The following is a 16,262-nucleotide window of genomic DNA, read 5'->3' as shown; positions in this document are numbered from 1 at the left end:
GACATGGTGAAGCGACATGATGGATCGGTGGCGACATCGAAGGAGCAGCGCGCGGCTGCGAACTCACCCCGCGGTATGAACCGCTGGGAACTGTTCACCTGCGCGCGGCGGGGGCACGTCACCTACGCACCTGACGACGCCGCCCTCGCCGAGCGGTTGAGTGGGACGACCGGACTCGGCGAAGTGTGGCGATGCCTGCGGTGCGGGGAGTTCGTCGTCGGACCTCCCCATGGCCGCGGCCCCGCCGACCACGCCCCGCTGATCCTTCGCGGCAGCGCGCTGCGGCAGGCGATCATCGTGCGGGCCCTGGCGGTGGAGCGGTGGGTCCGGGCGCTGCTGATCGTGCTTGCCGCGTGGGCGGTGTGGCAGTTCCGTGGCGCGCGGGGCTCGATCCAAGCCGCCGTCGAACGCGACCTGCCGTTGCTCCGGGCGTCGGGGATCAGAGTCGACCAGATGACCGCCGTGCACGAGTTGGAGAAGGCGCTGGCCACCAAGCCCAGCACGCTGATGCTGGTATTCGTTGCGCTGCTCGTCTACGCGCTGCTGGAGCTGATCGAGGGCGTCGGTTTGTGGCTGCTGTCGCGCTGGGGTGAGTACTTCGCCGTGGTCGCGACGTCGATCTTCCTGCCGCTGGAGGTCTACGACCTCCTGGTCAAGGGGGTCACGTTCACCCGTGGGGGAGCATTCGTCATCAACGTGGCCGCGGTCATCTATCTGCTGGTGTCCAAGCGCCTGTTCGGCCTGCGCGGTGGCCGCGAAGCCTATGACGAGGAACGGCGTGGCGAGCAGTTGCTCGACGTCGAACGGGCTGCCGTGGCCTGACCGCTGTGCTCACAGGGTGAGGACGCACTTGCCCGGCTGGCCACGGTCGGCAACGCGCGCGAGCGCTGCGGGAGCGTCGTCGAAAGCCCACCGCGTGCCGACGGTGTCGCCGATGGCGCCGCGGTCGAGGAGTCCGGTGAGGCAGCGCAGCACGTACTCGGTGTGCTCGCGCGACTCCGGGGCGGCGAGAACACCCACCAATGTGGTGTTGGTGACCGCCATCATCTGCACGTCAACCGTCGGCCAGCTACCGCTGGCGAAACCGACGGCGAGGTGCCGGCCGTGGCGGGCCAGAGCGCCCATCGCGTTGCTGCCCTGAGCCCCGCCGACCGGGTCGAAAATCATGTCGACGCCAAGCCAGTCGCTGATTTCGCGCAGGGCCTGGGCCAGGGGACGCCCGTCGTCGGCGGCGTCGTCTCTGGCCACCACGACGTGGTCGGCGCCGAACGACCGGCAGAACTCGGCACGGCTCTGGTCGCCGACCACCGCAATCACGGTGGCTCCCAACGCCTTACCGAGTTGGACGGCGGCGATGCCGCTGCCGCCGGCTGCGCCGAGCACCGCCAGACGCTGCCCGGCACGCAGCTGCCCGCGATCGACCAGGCCGGTCCACGCGGTGACATTGGGGATCCAGAAGCCGGCGGCGGCGCAATCGTCGAGTGCCGCGGGTGCCGGGACGATCGACGTCGCCGGCGCCAGCGCTTCCTCGGCGAACGAGCCGTTGCCGTTCATGAAATCGCTGACGCCCATGACGCGGGTGCCGATCGGGACGTCGACTCCAGGACCGACCGCGGTGACCGTGCCCGCCAGCTCCTGCCCGGGGGTGAAGGGCACGGCAGGGGTGAGCGGGTAGGTGCCGCGGCACATCAGGACGTCGGGCAGGCCGATTCCGGCCGCCGCGACGCGGACCCGAACCTGACCAGGCCCGGGGGCGGGCACCTCGCGCTCCACCAACCGTAAGACGGCCTCGGGCTCGCCGGGGCCGTGCACCTGCCACGCTCTCATCGGTCCGACCTCCGCGGCGTTGCGCTCGACGATCACACCATGATTACACTGTGATCCGACTCGGCGGAAGGGCTGTCATGGCGTGGGATTTCGAAACCGACCCCGAGTTCGCCGAGCAGCTGGCGTGGATGCGCGAGTTCATCGATGCCGACGTGATCCCGCTGGAGCCGATCCTGTCCGAGCTGCCGGCCGAGGAATGGCAGGCGGTCAAGCGTCATCTGCAGGAGCGGGTCAAAGCCCAGGGACTCTGGGGCATGTTCCTCGATCCCGCTCTTGGCGGTACCGGCGGCGGACAACTCAAACTGGCGCTGATGTCGGAGATCATCGGCCGCTGCATGATGTCGATGGAGCTGTTCGGTGTGCAGGCCCCGGACAGCGGCAATATGGAGCTGCTTGCCCACGGCGCCGACGAGGCGCAGAAACAACGCTGGCTGTTCCCGAATCTGCGTGGTGAGATCTCGAGTGCCTTCGCCCTGACGGAGCCGTTCCTGGCCGGCGCCGATCCGACCGTCATCGCCACGACGGCAGTGGCCGACGGCGACAGTTGGATCATCAACGGCCACAAGTGGTTCACCACCAACGCGTCGTGCGCCGACATCATCCTGGTGGTGGCCGAGACCGACCCCGACAAACGGCCGCACCGGCACGCGTCGATCTTCGTGGTGCCGACCGATACGCCCGGACTCGAGATCGTCCGGGAGATTCCCACGATGGCGCACTCCGACCCGGAGTACGGCCGGCGCGGTAACCATGCCGAGGTGATGTTCCGGGACTGCCGGGTACCGGGGGATCATCTGATCGGGCAGCGGGGCGCGGGTTTCCTGCTGGCCCAGCAGCGCCTCGGTGGTGGACGGATTCACCACGCAATGCGTTGGCTCGGGCAGGCGCAACGCGCACTGGACATCATGGGGGAGCGTGCCGTATCGCGGCAGTCGCACGGGCGCCTCCTCGGTGAGCACCAGATGGTTCAGGACTACATCGCGTTGTCGCACACCGAAATTCAGGCCGCGCGGTTGTTGACGTTCCATACCGCCTGGAAGATGGATCGGCTGGGGGCCAGTGCGGTGCGCGCCGACCTGGGCATGGTCAAGGCGCACGTGTCGAAGGTCGTACTCGCGGTGCTCGACCGCACGATTCAGGTGTGCGGAGCGCTGGGGTACTCCGGTGATCTGCCCGTCGAGCAGTGGTACCGGATCACCCGGTTCGGGTCGATCGGCGACGGCCCTGACGAGCTGCACAAGTCGGTGCTGGCCCGGCATGTGCTGAAGAAGTACCAACCCGTCGACGGGTGGCCGAGGGAACATCTGCCGTCGCGTCGCCCTGCGGCGCAACAGAAGTGGCAACAGTTGAGGCAGGAAGCGGGAATCGCATGAGCACCTACACGGCGATGGTGATGGCGGCGCAAGGGGCGGCGCCGGAACCGGAGCAGCGGCCGGTGCCACATCCCGGCGCGGGTGAAGTACTGGTGAAGGTCAGCGCGTCGAGCGTCAACTATCACGACATGGTGAATCTGGCCGGTCTGATCTGGGGTGAGTGGCCTCGTGTCCCGATGAGCGACGGAGCGGGCGAGGTCGTGGCGATCGGGCCTGACGTCACCGACTTCTCGGTGGGCGACCGCGTGATGAGCGTCTTCCACCCGGGCTGGCAGGACGGTCCGCCTACTCCGCAGGCCAAGGCCGAGCTGCCCGGCGACAGCGGCGACGGCTGGTTGCAGCAGTACCGCATCGCGGCAAGCGACGGGCTGGTCGCGACGCCAACGCATTTGAGTGACATCGAAGCGGCGACCCTGCCATGCGCGGGAGTCACCGCGTGGAATGCGTTGCTGGAGGCCGGTATTGGTCCCGGCGACGTCGTCGTCACGCAGGGCACCGGCGGCGTGTCGTTGTTCGCCGTCCAGTTCGCGCACGCGCTCGGTGCGGAGGTCATCGTGACCTCATCGTCTGACGAGAAGCTCCAGATCGGATCTGCCCTGGGCGCGGCGCACCTCATCAACTACCGCGCCACGCCGGACTGGGAGAACGAGGTCAAGCGCATCACCGGAGGACGCGGCGCGGATCTGGTGGTCGACCTCGGCGGCCCGGAGACGCTGGCCCACTCGGTGCGGGCCGCTCGGATGGGTGGCACCGTCGCGGTGATCGGTGTGCTCACGGGGTTCGACGCCGCACCCATACCGGTCGCCGAGGTGATGCTCAACAACATTCGCGTCATCGGCATCACCGTCGGGAGCGTGTTGAGTTTCGTCGAACTCTGTGAACTCATCACGACCGCCAGGATCACGCCCCACATCAGCCATGTCTTCGACTGGACCGAGGTGGGCGAGGCCGTCCGCGTGCTACAGGCCGGTGAACATGTCGGCAAGATCGCGCTGAGGATCTCATGACCGGTGAAATCGACTTGCGGCCAGAACAAATCGTGGCGGCCGCGGTCGACATCCTCCGCGAGGGTGGGCTCGACGCGGTCAGCATGCGCAGTGTGGCCGGCCGGCTCGGGGTGACGCCGCCGCCGGTGTATGCCCGTATCGGCAACAAGAACGCCCTGCTGGCTGCCGTGGCGGACCACTTCCTGGCTGACCTGGCGCCGGAGGTGTTCGATGAGGAGTTGTGGCCGGATTATGCGCGGCGCTGGACTTCGCAATTGCGGCAGCGGCTCACCGAAGCCGCCGACAGCAGGCTCTTCCTCCAGGTGAAGCGACCGGCATATCTGGAAGCGTCCCGGCCGCTGCTGAAGTGCATGCGCCGCAACGGGATGTCGCGCGACCACGCGGTACGGGCCTGCCGACTGCTGACCTGGGCGACGGTGGGCTTCGTCGCGATGGACCATCCACCCCTGGACGTGCCGGTGGGTCGTCATCGGTTGGCCGGCAGCCATCCCGATGGCGTGACGGCCGGTGAGATCGACGAATTGTTTTCGCTGCACATCGATTACCTCATCGAGGGTATCCGCCGCGACAGCTGACTATCCGGCTACGCCACCGTCGATCGTCATCAACGAGCCGGTCGTGTAGCTGGACGCATCGGACAGCAGGTAGACCACGGCGCCGACGATCTCTTCGGGTCGGCCGACCCGCCCCAGTGCGATCGGCCTCACGACGTCGGGCAGCGTGTCGGGGTTGCGGACGAAGCCCGATGCGGCGTCGGTGTCGAATGTTCCGCAGATGATGCAGTTGACCCGCACCCCGGCGGAGGCGAACTCGAGCGCTGTCGCTTTGGTGAGTGCGTTGAGGCCGGATTTGGCGGCGCCGTAGATCGGCGCGACGGGGGTGGGTTTCACCGACGCGAGCGAGCTGATGTTGACGATCGAGCCGCCACCGGTGTCGGCCATGGCGTTGGCGGCCAGGGCGGTGAGGCGGGTCGGGCCTTTGAGATTGACACCAATCACCTTGTCGAACAACGTTTCCGACGTCTGGAGCAATGACGGGGCCAGCGGACTCATCCCGGCGTTGTTGACCAAGCCGTCCAAACGGCCCCAGCGCGCGGTGGCTGCGTCGACGACGGCGTCGAGGGTTTCCCAGTCGCCGACGTGGCATTGCAGCGGGAACGCTTCGCCGCCGTGGCTGGTGATGCGATCGGCCAGATCTTCGCAGGAGGCCAGTTTGCGGCTGGCGATGACGACTCTGGCGCCGCGCTCGGCGAGGCCGACGCTCATGGCGGCGCCGAGCCCACGGCTACCCCCGGTGATCAGCACGACGCGGCCGGATACGTCGAAGAGCGGATCGGTCATCGGGCGAACCTCCGAGCGCGGATGAGCAGGTTGTCGGCGATCGCACCGAAGACCTCGTGGACCGGGTTGCGGGATTGGCCGCGAACATGTTTGGCGTAGGAGCCCTCCAAGACGATGGCGAGCTTCCACGCGCTGAACACCTGGTACCAGGTGAAATCGGACAGATCGCGGCCGGTCGACTGTGCGTAACGCTGCACGAGCTGTTCCGGTGTTTGGCAGTGGTCGGGATGGATGCCGTTCGGGGTGCCGGGGGCGGCCAGTGCGATGGGGTTGCCCTCTTCCGGCCAGAAGATCATCGCCCAGGCGAGGTCGATCAGCGGATCGCCGACGGTGGTCATCTCGAAGTCCACGACGCAGGCGATGCGCGGTGGTGCGTCAGGGGCCCAGATGACGTTGTCCACCTTGTAATCACCGTGCATGACCGTCAGATCGCCGTGTTTCGGCACGTTGGTGCGCAACCAGGTGGCGAGGTCGTCGACGTCGGGCAGATCGCGGACCCGGTAGGTATCGAGTTGGCCGAGCCAGCGATCCACCTGCCGGTCGAGGAAGCCGTCCGGGTGAGACATCTCGGCCAGTGCGGTTGATGCCCAATCGACGGCATGCAACTGCGCCAGGGTGTCGACGAGTTGCTCACCGATCCTGTCCTGAGACCTCGGGTCTCGTCGTAGCGCCTCGGGCAGCCCGTCGCGGCGGATGACGTCACCGTCGACAAAGGACATCACGAAGAAGGGTGCGCCGAGTACGGCGGGGTCTTCGGTGTGCGCCAATACTCTTGGCACTGGAATGCCCTGTGATTCCAGGATCTCCATGATGCGTGCTTCGCGGATGACCTGATGGGCGGTGGCGGACACCGCGGCGACGGGGGCGCGGCGCACCACCCACGGTTCGCCGAGCCGGTCGACGCGGAACATCTCGCAACTGCCGCCGCCGCGGATCGGCGTCACCTCTACGTCGGCTGGTCGGCCCGTGACCTCGGCCAGCCACGCGCTGAAGCGCGGGACGTCGAAGTCGGTCACCACCTATGGGTTGTACACCGTGGGTAGTGGCGTTGTCACCGACTACGTTCCACTATCGAGTTAGGATCCTGCTGGCGGGGGTAGCTGTGCGAAATCAGTGACTGGCGTCAAGAAGCTATGGGGGAGCACATGTCAGAGGCCGCTTTTCCGATACCAGCCAACGAGCGCGAGCGACTGAATGTCCTTGCGGATTACAACATCATGGACTCGCTGCCGGAACAGGCCTACGACGACTTCGTCAAGTTGGCGTCGGCCATCTGCGGCACGCCCATCGCGCTCATCTCGTTGTTGGACGAGGATCGGCAATGGTTCAAAGCCGACTTCGGTCTCGGGGTCAGCGAAACTCCGCGTTCGCAGGCGTTCTGCGCCCACGCGATCATGAATCCCGATGACGTGATGACCGTGGAGGATGCCACCGCCGACGAACGCTTCGCGACCAATCCCTTGGTCACCGGCGACCCGCACATCCGCTTCTACGCCGGCGCGCCGCTGGTGGCGCCGACCGGTGAGGCGCTGGGCACGATTTGCGTGATCGACCGTCAGCCGCGAACTCTCAGCGAGACACAGCGGGAGGCGCTGGCGATTCTGTCCCGCGAGATCATCGTGCAGCTTGAGCTACGCCGCAGCATCGAAACTCTGGAGCAGGCGGTGCTGGACCAGGAGAAGTACGTGGAACTGCTGCAGGAGTATCAGCGCGACATCGAGAAGGTGCGGGTGCACCTGGAGTCTCAATCGGTAACCGATGTGTTGACCGGAGTGAAGAACCGCCGCTCGTTCGACATGACTCTCGACGAGGAGTGCATGCGGGCGCAAACCCGCGGCACCACGTTGTCACTGATCATGATTGACGTCGACCTGTTCAAGGCATTCAACGACATCCACGGACACCCGGCCGGTGACGAGGTGCTGCGTGGGGTTGCCCGTCTGCTGCAATCCGAACTACGGGTCTCCGATTCGCTGTTCCGCTACGGCGGCGAGGAGTTCGCGGTCGTGCTCCCCGAAACCACCTGCAAGGGTGCGTTCGTGCTCGGCGAGCGGTTCCGCCGCGCCGTGCAGCGTGCGCCGTGGCCCAAGCGCCCGATCTCGATCAGCATCGGCGTCGCGGCCACCGACGCCAACATCACTTCACCGCAAGATCTCCTACAGGCCGCGGATGGCGCGCTCTACCAAGCCAAGCAGAGCGGGCGGAATCGGGTCGTCATGGCGTCGGGCGACGGCTAGTACGCCTGGCCGTTGGCATACCGCTGCCGACGGTAGTGGCGCGCGGCAGAGGGCGTTACTACCGGCGACAACGCTACGCCAACGGCCAGTCGTACTAGCAAATGTTTGCTAGCAATCTCACTGGGGGCGCCGTGGGATACTGTCCGGAACGGTTGCTCAAGCGCCCAAAACAGTCCATTACCAGCATGTATGACTCCGCCGCGAGAGCCCCCTATCGGGATTGAACCGATGACCTACATATTACAAGTATGTTGCTCTACCACTGAGCTAAGGAGGCGTGGCCGACCCGGGACGGCCCGAACCGTCTAACAGACTAGCGAACTCACTGCTCGTCGTCGTCGATGACCAACCGCTCGCTGCGCACCCGCTCGGTGCTGACCGGGCGCGGCGGTGTGTAGCTGCGGCGGCGGCCGGGGATCGGGATGCGGTCGGCGATATTGCTGAGCGGGTTGACCACGAGGCTCAGTGTGGTGACCGCCTCGCGCAGCGTCTCGATCGTCGGCGCCAGCGCTTCCAGCCCGGGCGCCAGCCGGTTCAGGGTGTCGGCGACGTCGGCCAGCTGCTCCAGGGGGCCGTTGCGCGCGGTCAGCTTCTCCACCAGGCCGCCCTCGGCCATCAGCCGATCGGCCAGACCTTCCTCGCCGAGGATCCGCTCGATCAGGCCGTCCTCGTCGAGCAGCTGGTCAACCAGCCCGCCCGGCGCCAGCGACCGGTCAAGTCCACCCCCCTCGGCGGTCAGCCGATCCAAAACACCGTCCGGCGCGGTCATCCGGTCGATCAGACCGCCAGGCCGCATGAGACGGTCCAGCGGGCCGTCGGGTGCCAGCGCCCGCCCCAGCGGGGCGTCGTCGTCGAGCAATTGGGCGAGTTTGTTCGCCCGCGAGATGGTGTCCTCCAAGCCGAACATCTGCGCCATCGAACTCGGCGACGCTGCCACCCCGCCCTCGCCCAGCGCTTGTTTGGTGAGGTCAAGGCCCACTTTGGCCACGTCCAGCCCGACCTCGGCTGCGGCCAGTCCCACCCGTACCGGTGCGCTCGCGATGCCAACGAGCGTCTTCGCCAGGTCCATTTCACAAGTGTAGGAGCGGACAAAGTTTGTAACCGGAGGTATCGGCTAACCGACGAGAAAACCAACTCACAGGAATCTCACAGCGCCTAGGCAGCGTCAGTTCACCAATGTGAGAGGAAATTGTCAGCATGGCCGCACCTGTTACACCCGAAACCAAACCCGAGGCACGTGTCCTCGTCGTGGACGACGAGACCAACATCGTGGAACTGCTGTCGGTGAGTCTGAAGTTCCAGGGCTTCGAGGTCCACACCGCATCCAGCGGCCCGGCGGCCCTCGACCGCGCTCGGGAGGTCCGGCCAGACGCCGTGATCCTCGACGTCATGATGCCCGGCATGGACGGCTTCGGTGTGTTGCGCAGGCTGCGCGCCGACGGCATCGACGCGCCCGCGCTGTTCCTCACCGCGCGCGACAGCCTCCAGGACAAGATCGCCGGGCTCACGCTGGGTGGCGATGACTACGTCACCAAGCCGTTCAGCCTCGAAGAGGTGGTGGCGCGGTTGCGGGTGATCCTGCGCCGGGCAGGCAAGGGTGTGGAGGAGCCGCGCAATTCGCGGCTGAGCTTCGCCGACATCGAGCTCGACGAGGACACCCACGAGGTGTGGAAGGCCGGCGAGCCGGTCTCGCTCTCGCCGACCGAGTTCACCCTGCTGCGCTACTTCGTCATCAACGCCGGCACCGTGCTCAGCAAGCCCAAGATCCTCGACCACGTCTGGCGCTACGACTTCGGCGGCGACGTCAATGTCGTCGAGTCCTACGTCTCCTACCTGCGCCGCAAGATCGACACCGGCGAAAAGCGCCTCCTGCACACCCTGCGCGGTGTCGGATACGTGCTGCGGGAGCCGCGGTAATCCAGCGCGTCGCGCCGATCGGCGCGAACAATAGAGAGATGCCCACGCCCTACCATCGAGCGTTGCCGCTGAGAGTCGGCCTGGTGGCCGCCATGCTGCTGCTCGTGGGATGCGGCCTGCTGGCCTCCGGGATCGCCGTCACCTCGACGCTGCAGCACGACCTCATCAACCGCGCCGACCAGACCCTGCTGGACGCCTCCCGGGGCTGGGCGCAGGCGCCGCGCCGGATGCCCCCGCCCGACGAGGGCCCCAACCCGGCTCGTCCGCCGTCGAACTTCTACGTCCGCGGCGTCGACGCCGACGGTCACATCTGGATGGCGGTCAACGACCGGGAGGCCGAACCGGCGCTGCCCGACGACAACGACGTCGGGCCGGTGCCGGTGACCGTCGGCTCGCTGGACCACTCGCCGGTCGAGTGGCGTGCGGTGTCGGTGCGCGGGCCCAGCGGCGAGCTGACCACGGTGGCCATCGACATGTCGGACATCCAGTCCACCGTGCGCAGTCTGGCGTGGTCACAGTTCGCGATCGGCACGGCTGTGCTGATCATCCTCGGTGTCGCCGGTTACTGGGTGGTGCACCGCAGCCTTCGGCCGCTCGTCGAAGTCGAGAAGACCGCCGCTGCGATCGCCGCCGGACAGCTGGATCGTCGTGTGCCCGAACGTGATCCACGCACCGAAGTCGGCCGGCTGTCGTTGGCGCTCAACGGCATGCTCGCCCAGATCCAGACCGCGATGGCGTCGTCGGAGGACTCCGCCGAGCAGGCCCGTACCTCCGAAGAACGCATGCGGCGCTTCATCACCGACGCCAGCCACGAATTGCGCACCCCGCTGACCACCATCCGCGGCTTCGCCGAGCTCTACCGGCAGGGCGCGGCCCGCGACGTCGAGATGCTGATGTCCCGGATCGAAAGCGAGTCGCGCCGGATGGGCCTCCTGGTCGACGATCTGCTGCTGCTGGCCCGCCTTGACGCGCAGCGCCCGCTCGAACAGCGTCGCGTCGACCTGCTCACGCTGGCCACCGACGCCGTGCACGACGCCCAGTCGATCGCCCCCAAGCGCACCATCACCATGGAGGTCTTCGACGGTCCCGGCACCCCCGAGGTCATCGGCGATGAGGCCCGGCTGCGTCAGGTGCTGGGCAATCTGGTGGCCAACGCCTTACAGCACACCCCGGAGACCGCCCGAATCAGTGTGCGCGTGGGCACGTTGTCGGACGACGCGGTGCTCGAGGTCGCCGACGAAGGCCCGGGCATGACGCCCGAGGACGCCCGGCGGGTGTTCGAGCGGTTCTATCGCACCGACTCCTCCCGCGCCCGCGCCAGTGGCGGCACCGGACTGGGGTTGTCGATCGTCGACTCGCTGGTCTACGCCCACGGTGGCCGCGTCACGGTGTTAACCGCCCCAGGACAGGGCTGCTGCTTCCGGGTCAGCCTGCCGCGCATCGCCGACGTCGCGACCCCGGTGGCCCCAGGGATCTAAACGAGTTCGGCCAGCGCGGCGGTGATCTTTGCCTGCGCCTCGTCGAGCGATGCGGGAGAGGGATTGCGGTCGACGTTGGCGAAGCCGAAGTCGGACAGGTTGCGCGCGGGGAACACGTGCACGTGCAGGTGCGGCACTTCGAGACCGGCGATGATCAGCCCGGACCGCTCGGCGCCGAACGCCACACACACCGCCTTGCCGATCCGCTGGGACACCGCCATCACCTTGTTGAACACGGCCGGCTCGACGTCCTGCCAGTTGTCGACCTCGGCACGCGGAACCACCAGTGTGTGTCCCGGGGTCATCGGCTCGATGGTCAGGAACGCGACGACCTCGTCGTCTTCGTAGACGAATCGTCCCGGCAGTTCGCGGTTGATGATCTTGGTGAAGACGGAGGCCATGAGCCCAAGCATATGAGTAGCCGCCCGGCGCCGATCATGAAGCTGGCTCACAGCAACCCCTCAGATCCGGCCCAGTGCCACGGCAGCTTGGGACGCGAACATCATCGGTATGACCGACACCCTGCCGGCCGAGCAGCGCACTGCCGCGATCGGCGTCGGGGGTCGCTACATTCTCGACATCGTCATCCCCGTGTACAACGAGGAGCGCGACGTCGCGGCCTGCGTGCGACGGCTCCACCAGTTCCTGCTCGACGAGGTGCCGTATCGGGCGCGAATCGTGGTGGCCGACAACGCGAGTACCGACGGCACGCTGTCGGTGGCGCGAGAGCTCGCCGGGGAACTAGCCGATGTCGAGGTGATCCACCTCGACGCCAAGGGCCGCGGCGGCGCGCTGGCCACCGCATGGGCGTCGTCACCGGCCGACGTCGTCGCGTATATGGATGTCGACCTCTCCACCCACCTTTCGGCGTTGATGCCGTTGGTGGCGCCGCTGGTATCCGGGCACTCCGACATCGCGATCGGATCGCGGCTGGCCGCCTCGTCGCGGGTGGTGCGTGGCATCAAGCGGGAAGTGGTGTCCCGCGGCTACAACCTGCTGCTGCGCGGCCTGCTCGGTGCGCGATTCTCCGACGCCCAGTGCGGCTTCAAGGCCTTGCGCGCCGACGTCGCCCGCCAGCTGCTGCCGCTGGTCGCCGACACCGGATGGTTCTTCGACACCGAACTGCTGGTGCTGGCCGAGAAGGCCGGCCTGCGCATCCACGAGGTGCCGGTCGACTGGATCGACGACCCGGACTCCCGCGTCGACATCCTCGCCACCGCGATCGATGACCTCAAAGGCTGCTGGCGGGTCGGCCGCGCGCTGACCACCGGTGCGCTGCCGCTGCGCGACCTGCAGGCCGCCCTCGGCCGTGAGCCGCTGGTGCCGGGCGTGCCCCGCGGCATGGTCGGCCAGATGGTGCGCTTCGGGCTGATCGGCATCGCCAGCACCATTGCCTTTGCGCTGCTGTATCTTTCGTTGCATCCCGCGCTCGGCGCGCAGGCCGCCAACCTGACCGCCCTGCTGCTCACCGCACTGGCCAATACCGCCGCCAACCGGGCGTTCACCTTCGGCATCCGCGGCCGCGCCGGTGTCGCCCGCCACCACGTCCACGGCTTGCTGATCTTCGCGTTCGGGCTGGCCATCACCAGCGGCTCGCTGTATCTGCTGCACCGCTACGAGCCGACGGTCGGCAAGGGCGTCGAACTGTCCGTTCTGGTCGCGGCCAACCTGGTCGCCACCCTCGTGCGATTCGTGGCGTTGCGACGGGTGTTCGGCGCCTCCACCCGCTGACATGACGATCACCGTCGAGTCGCCGGAAGTCGGCGTCGCACAAACCATTACCCGACGCATCCGGATACGCCCGCAGCGCTGCGCGCTGGTCGTGCTGTTGACCGCGACCGCCGTGCTCTACCTGTGGGCTCTGGACTGCTCGGGATGGGCCAACGCGTTCTATTCCGCCGCCGAACAGGCGGGGTCGCAGTCATGGAAGGCGATGCTGTTCGGATCGTCCGACGCCGCCAACTCGATCACCGTCGACAAACCGCCGCTGTCGCTGTGGCTCCCGGCGCTGGCCATCCGCCTGTTCGGGCTCAACTCGTGGAGCATCCTGGCGCCCCAGGCGATCATCGGGGTGGTCTCCGTCGCCTTGCTCTGGGATGCCGTCCGCCGCCCGTTCGGTGAAGCAGCCGCACTGATCGCGGGCACGGTCCTGGCGCTGACCCCGGTGGCCGTGACGATCTTCCGCTACAACAACCCCGATGCACTTCTGGTCCTGTTGATGATCGCCGCGGTGTGGGCGCTGCTGCGGGCGATCGACGACGGGCGACTGCGCTGGTTGCTGGTGGCGGGATGCTGTGTGGGACTGGGCTATCTGACGAAGCAGCTCGAGGTGGCCTTGGTGCTGCCTGCTCTGGCGATCCCGTATCTGGTGGCCGGTCCGCGATCGCTGCCCGCCCGGCTGGGGCAACTCGTGGCGGCGCTGGCCGCCACCGTGGCCGCGGCGGGGTGGTGGGTGCTGCTGGTGCAGCTGTGGCCGCCTAGCGCGCGGCCGTGGATCGGCGGGACGCAAACCAATTCGATCCTCGAACTGACGCTGCTTTACAACGGCTTCGGAAGGCTCAACGGTGACGAGCCGGGCAGCATCGCCTCACCCGGATTCATCTCGCCGGTGCACCCCGGTGGCCGGACATCGGCGCACCCCTGGGGTCAGCCGGGCATCGGCAGATTGTTCGAGCCGGAGCAGATCGGTGGCATCGGCTGGCTACTGCCCGCCGCACTGGTCTTCGCGGTCGTCCTGCTGGTGTGGCGGGGCCGCGCCCCGCGGCGGGATCTGCGCCGCGCCGCCGTTCTGGTGTGGGTGCTCTGGCTGCTGGTGACGGCGTGGGTGTTCAGCTATATGGCCGGGATCTTCCACCCGTACTACACCGTCGCTCTCGCACCGCCGATCGCCGCGCTGACCGGAATCGGCATTGCGGTGAGTTGGCAAGAGCGACAACGGCTGTGGGTCAAAGCGGCACTGGCGCTCGCGGTGGCGCTGACGGCCACCACCGCGGTGGTCGTGCTGCGCCACAATCCCGGCTTCCACCCGTGGTTGCGGTGGGCCATCCCGTTGGCCGCGGTGCTGGTGCTGGCCGGCATGATCGTTGCTGTCATCCCGATGCCGCTGATCGTCGCGGCAGGCGCACTGGTCGCGCTCGGCGGGCCGGTGGCCTACAGCGTCGCGACCGTCGAGCGAGGCAATTCCGGTGCAATGCCGATCGCCGGACCTGTCCCGCGCATCGTCACCGCGATGACCAAGGGTGTCGCTCCGGTCCAGCGCGCCGAGATCACGTCGGCCACCGGTCCCGGATTCCTGCTGCCCCCGGGATCGTCCACCGCGGGACCACATCTGGTCGGCTGCAGCCTGCTGGACTCCGGTGTGCCGGACCGGCAATTGGTCGGTCTGCTCGACGCCGATGCGCAGCGGTACACCTGGGTGGCCGCGACGATCGGATCGATGTGCGCGGCGGGTTATCAGTTGGCCAGCGGTCACCCGGTGATGCCGGTCGGTGGATTCAACGGCACCGATCCGTCCCCGGCGCCCGATGAGTTCCTGCGGATGGCGCTGTCCAAGCGGATCCACTACTTCATCGTCACCAACCCGGTCCACGAGGACAAGTGGGGTCATCTGGACACCAATGCGCTGATCCAGCAATGGGTTCAGCGCAACTTCACCCCGATGCGGGTCGGCAGGGTACTGATCTACGACCTCACGGCGTAGGTCAGGCCAGCATCGCCGCGATCTCGCCGACCGTCCACGGCGGCGAGTCGTGATGATCCCGGTAATTGATGAACCCGGGGGAGGGCTTGTCGAACCGCCCGACGAAACCGCCTGCGGCGATGAAGATCTGGCCGGTGATCTTGCTGGCAAGGTCGCTGACCAGGTAGGCGTACATCGGGGCGACGTACTCCGGCGGAGCGGCATCCAGCGCACCCTGCGCGCTGACGTCATCGAGGATGCCGCGTCGCCGCAACGATTCGATCTGTTCCTCGAAGTCCGACCCACTGGACAGCCGGGTCTTGGCACCGGGGCACACCACGTTGGCGCGCACACCGTGCTCGGCCAGCTCGGCGGCGATCGCCATCGTCAAGCCATTGACCGCACCTTTGCCTGCCGGATAGCCGGTGCCGCCGTAATCGCCAAGGAAGGCAAAGGAACTGGTGTTGACGATCGCGCCCCTGCCGCGGGCCACCATTCTGGGGGCGGCCGCCCGGCAGGTCGCGAAGGTGGTCCCGACGTGGATGTCGAGGAGCGCGCGGAACTCCGCAGCTGTGACCGTGAGTATCGACGAACCCGGCGGCTCGGGTGCGCCGGCGCAGTTCACCAGGGCGTCGACAGCGCCGAATTCGCTCTCGCACAGCGCGATCAAGTCCTCGGCGACCGCATCGTCGGCGGCCGAGCCGGCGTGTGCGACGGCGCGGCCGCCGGCGTCGTTGATGGTGGCGACCGCTGCCTCAGCGGCCGCCGCATCGCGGCCGTTGACCACAACGCCCGCCCCGCACTCGGCCAGCAGCGCCGAGACGGCGGCCCCGATACCTCGTGAGCCGCCGACGACGACCGCGCCGAACCCGTCGAGCGGCCGGTCACTCACCTTCGGCAGGCGCCTGAGTAGATGAGGCGGTCCCGTTTCGCCTAACCTCCGCCGGCGCTGGCGCGCCAACTGCGGCCAGCCTCACTGAACCGCCTGGCCGAACTGCATGCCGTCCATGTTCCAGTAGCCGCGCATATTGGTGATCAGGCCGGCGTCGTTGACGGAGTAGGTGAACACACCCCGTACCGTGCTGGTCATTCCGCCCTCGAACTGGCTGCGCAACACCAGGATGTGCGCAACCTCGTTCGCAGAGCTCGATGGGAACGTCTCCTCGCAGGTGACACGAAGGTTGTTGACCGAGATGTTCGCGTCGTAGAAGTCGGCGACAGCCGCCTTGCCCCGCACGCCGTTGCCATCGGGGTTGGTGATGGCCTGCCCGATCGGATCCTCGATCACGACATCGTCGGCCATCAGGGCCAGCCAGCCCTCGCGGTCGTGTGACATCACGCAGCGCCAGGATGCCTGCGATGCGGCCAGTGCGGGAGTTTGTTCGGTGGTCGTGGACATCAGTT

General features: G+C 67.4%; 16 protein-coding genes and 1 tRNA gene. 9 read left to right on the top strand and 8 right to left on the bottom strand.

Translation table 11 applies throughout. The features are described 5' to 3' along the window. The first annotated feature begins 75 nt into the window (after nucleotides 1–75). Nucleotides 76–822 (top strand): DUF2127 domain-containing protein, encoded by a 747-nt coding sequence (locus D3H54_RS25515; protein ID WP_210419767.1) that lies wholly within the window; start codon nucleotides 76–78, stop codon nucleotides 820–822. A 9-nt stretch (nucleotides 823–831) separates the two neighbouring features. On the opposite strand, the gene D3H54_RS25510 is transcribed toward D3H54_RS25515, so the two are convergent. Continuing rightward, a complete protein-coding gene (locus D3H54_RS25510) occupies nucleotides 832–1,863 on the bottom strand; it encodes an NADPH:quinone oxidoreductase family protein (protein ID WP_149382317.1) in 1,032 nt (343 codons plus the stop codon). A gap of 14 nt (nucleotides 1,864–1,877) precedes the next feature. On the opposite strand from D3H54_RS25510, the gene D3H54_RS25505 reads away from it, so the two are divergent. Genes D3H54_RS25505 through D3H54_RS25495 form a run of 3 tightly spaced genes read left to right on the top strand, consistent with a single transcriptional unit; the run spans nucleotide 1,878 to nucleotide 4,782 of the window. Beyond that, on the top strand, nucleotides 1,878–3,200 hold the full coding sequence (locus D3H54_RS25505; protein ID WP_353620039.1) for an acyl-CoA dehydrogenase family protein: 1,323 nt from the start codon (nucleotides 1,878–1,880) through the stop codon (nucleotides 3,198–3,200). After that, nucleotides 3,197–4,207, top strand: coding sequence for a zinc-dependent alcohol dehydrogenase family protein (locus D3H54_RS25500; RefSeq protein WP_149382315.1), 1,011 nt, complete (start codon nucleotides 3,197–3,199; stop codon nucleotides 4,205–4,207). Before D3H54_RS25505 ends, D3H54_RS25500 begins: the two co-directional genes overlap by 4 nt. After that, the gene (locus D3H54_RS25495) at nucleotides 4,204–4,782 is read left to right on the top strand and encodes a TetR/AcrR family transcriptional regulator (RefSeq protein ID WP_149382313.1); all 579 of its coding nucleotides are present in this window, start codon (nucleotides 4,204–4,206) and stop codon (nucleotides 4,780–4,782) included. The genes D3H54_RS25500 and D3H54_RS25495 overlap by 4 nt, the downstream gene beginning before the upstream one ends. Here the strand turns inward: D3H54_RS25495 and D3H54_RS25490 are convergent, their stop codons facing one another. Continuing rightward, complete coding sequence (locus D3H54_RS25490) at nucleotides 4,783–5,547, bottom strand: SDR family NAD(P)-dependent oxidoreductase (protein WP_149382311.1); 765 nt, start codon at nucleotides 5,545–5,547, stop codon at nucleotides 4,783–4,785. Beyond that, nucleotides 5,544–6,566 carry a phosphotransferase family protein gene (locus D3H54_RS25485; RefSeq protein WP_149382309.1) on the bottom strand — a complete coding sequence of 341 codons (1,023 nt, stop codon included), beginning with the start codon at nucleotides 6,564–6,566 and terminating at the stop codon, nucleotides 5,544–5,546. The genes D3H54_RS25490 and D3H54_RS25485 overlap by 4 nt, the downstream gene beginning before the upstream one ends. A gap of 126 nt (nucleotides 6,567–6,692) precedes the next feature. Between D3H54_RS25485 and D3H54_RS25480 the strand changes: the two genes are divergently transcribed. After that, nucleotides 6,693–7,784, top strand: a complete 1,092-nt coding sequence (locus tag D3H54_RS25480) for a GGDEF domain-containing protein (protein WP_149382307.1) — start codon at nucleotides 6,693–6,695, stop codon at nucleotides 7,782–7,784. Between the two features lie 205 nt (nucleotides 7,785–7,989). Here D3H54_RS25480 and D3H54_RS25475 read toward each other — a convergent pair. Next, nucleotides 7,990–8,061: transfer RNA gene (locus tag D3H54_RS25475), tRNA-Thr, on the bottom strand. Between the two features lie 45 nt (nucleotides 8,062–8,106). Next, on the bottom strand, nucleotides 8,107–8,853 hold the full coding sequence (locus tag D3H54_RS25470) for a hypothetical protein (protein ID WP_149382305.1): 747 nt from the start codon (nucleotides 8,851–8,853) through the stop codon (nucleotides 8,107–8,109). Between the two features lie 128 nt (nucleotides 8,854–8,981). Here D3H54_RS25470 and D3H54_RS25465 point away from each other — a divergent pair, with 128 nt between their 5' ends. After that, nucleotides 8,982–9,701, top strand: a complete 720-nt coding sequence (locus D3H54_RS25465; RefSeq protein WP_102807223.1) for a response regulator transcription factor — start codon at nucleotides 8,982–8,984, stop codon at nucleotides 9,699–9,701. Nucleotides 9,702–9,739: 38 nt separating this feature from the next. Beyond that, on the top strand, nucleotides 9,740–11,179 hold the full coding sequence (locus D3H54_RS25460; RefSeq protein WP_149382303.1) for a sensor histidine kinase: 1,440 nt from the start codon (nucleotides 9,740–9,742) through the stop codon (nucleotides 11,177–11,179). Here D3H54_RS25460 and D3H54_RS25455 read toward each other — a convergent pair. Further along, nucleotides 11,176–11,580 (bottom strand): HIT family protein, encoded by a 405-nt coding sequence (locus tag D3H54_RS25455; protein WP_168214971.1) that lies wholly within the window; start codon nucleotides 11,578–11,580, stop codon nucleotides 11,176–11,178. The two genes, D3H54_RS25460 and D3H54_RS25455, sit on opposite strands and share 4 nt — an antisense overlap. 109 nt (nucleotides 11,581–11,689) lie before the next feature. On the opposite strand from D3H54_RS25455, the gene D3H54_RS25450 reads away from it, so the two are divergent. Together D3H54_RS25450 and D3H54_RS25445 are read left to right on the top strand one after the other, a co-directional pair. Next, complete coding sequence (locus tag D3H54_RS25450) at nucleotides 11,690–12,910, top strand: bifunctional glycosyltransferase family 2/GtrA family protein (RefSeq protein WP_149382299.1); 1,221 nt, start codon at nucleotides 11,690–11,692, stop codon at nucleotides 12,908–12,910. Between the two features lies 1 nt (nucleotide 12,911). Continuing rightward, nucleotides 12,912–14,879, top strand: coding sequence for a glycosyltransferase family 39 protein (locus D3H54_RS25445; RefSeq protein ID WP_149382297.1), 1,968 nt, complete (start codon nucleotides 12,912–12,914; stop codon nucleotides 14,877–14,879). 1 nt (nucleotide 14,880) lies between these two features. Here D3H54_RS25445 and D3H54_RS25440 read toward each other — a convergent pair whose 3' ends face one another. Both D3H54_RS25440 and D3H54_RS25435 read right to left on the bottom strand, forming a co-directional pair. Then, nucleotides 14,881–15,750, bottom strand: a complete 870-nt coding sequence (locus D3H54_RS25440; protein WP_149382296.1) for an SDR family NAD(P)-dependent oxidoreductase — start codon at nucleotides 15,748–15,750, stop codon at nucleotides 14,881–14,883. An 81-nt stretch (nucleotides 15,751–15,831) separates the two neighbouring features. Beyond that, on the bottom strand, nucleotides 15,832–16,257 hold the full coding sequence (locus tag D3H54_RS25435; protein WP_149382294.1) for a nuclear transport factor 2 family protein: 426 nt from the start codon (nucleotides 16,255–16,257) through the stop codon (nucleotides 15,832–15,834). Between the last annotated feature and the right edge of the window lie 5 nt (nucleotides 16,258–16,262).

It is taken from the genome of Mycobacterium sp. ELW1 (genome assembly GCF_008329905.1).
In the GTDB taxonomy this organism is placed as follows: Bacteria; Actinomycetota; Actinomycetes; order Mycobacteriales; family Mycobacteriaceae; genus Mycobacterium.
Note: the sequence above shows the minus strand (reverse complement) of the source record. Positions and strands in the feature narration are given on the sequence as shown.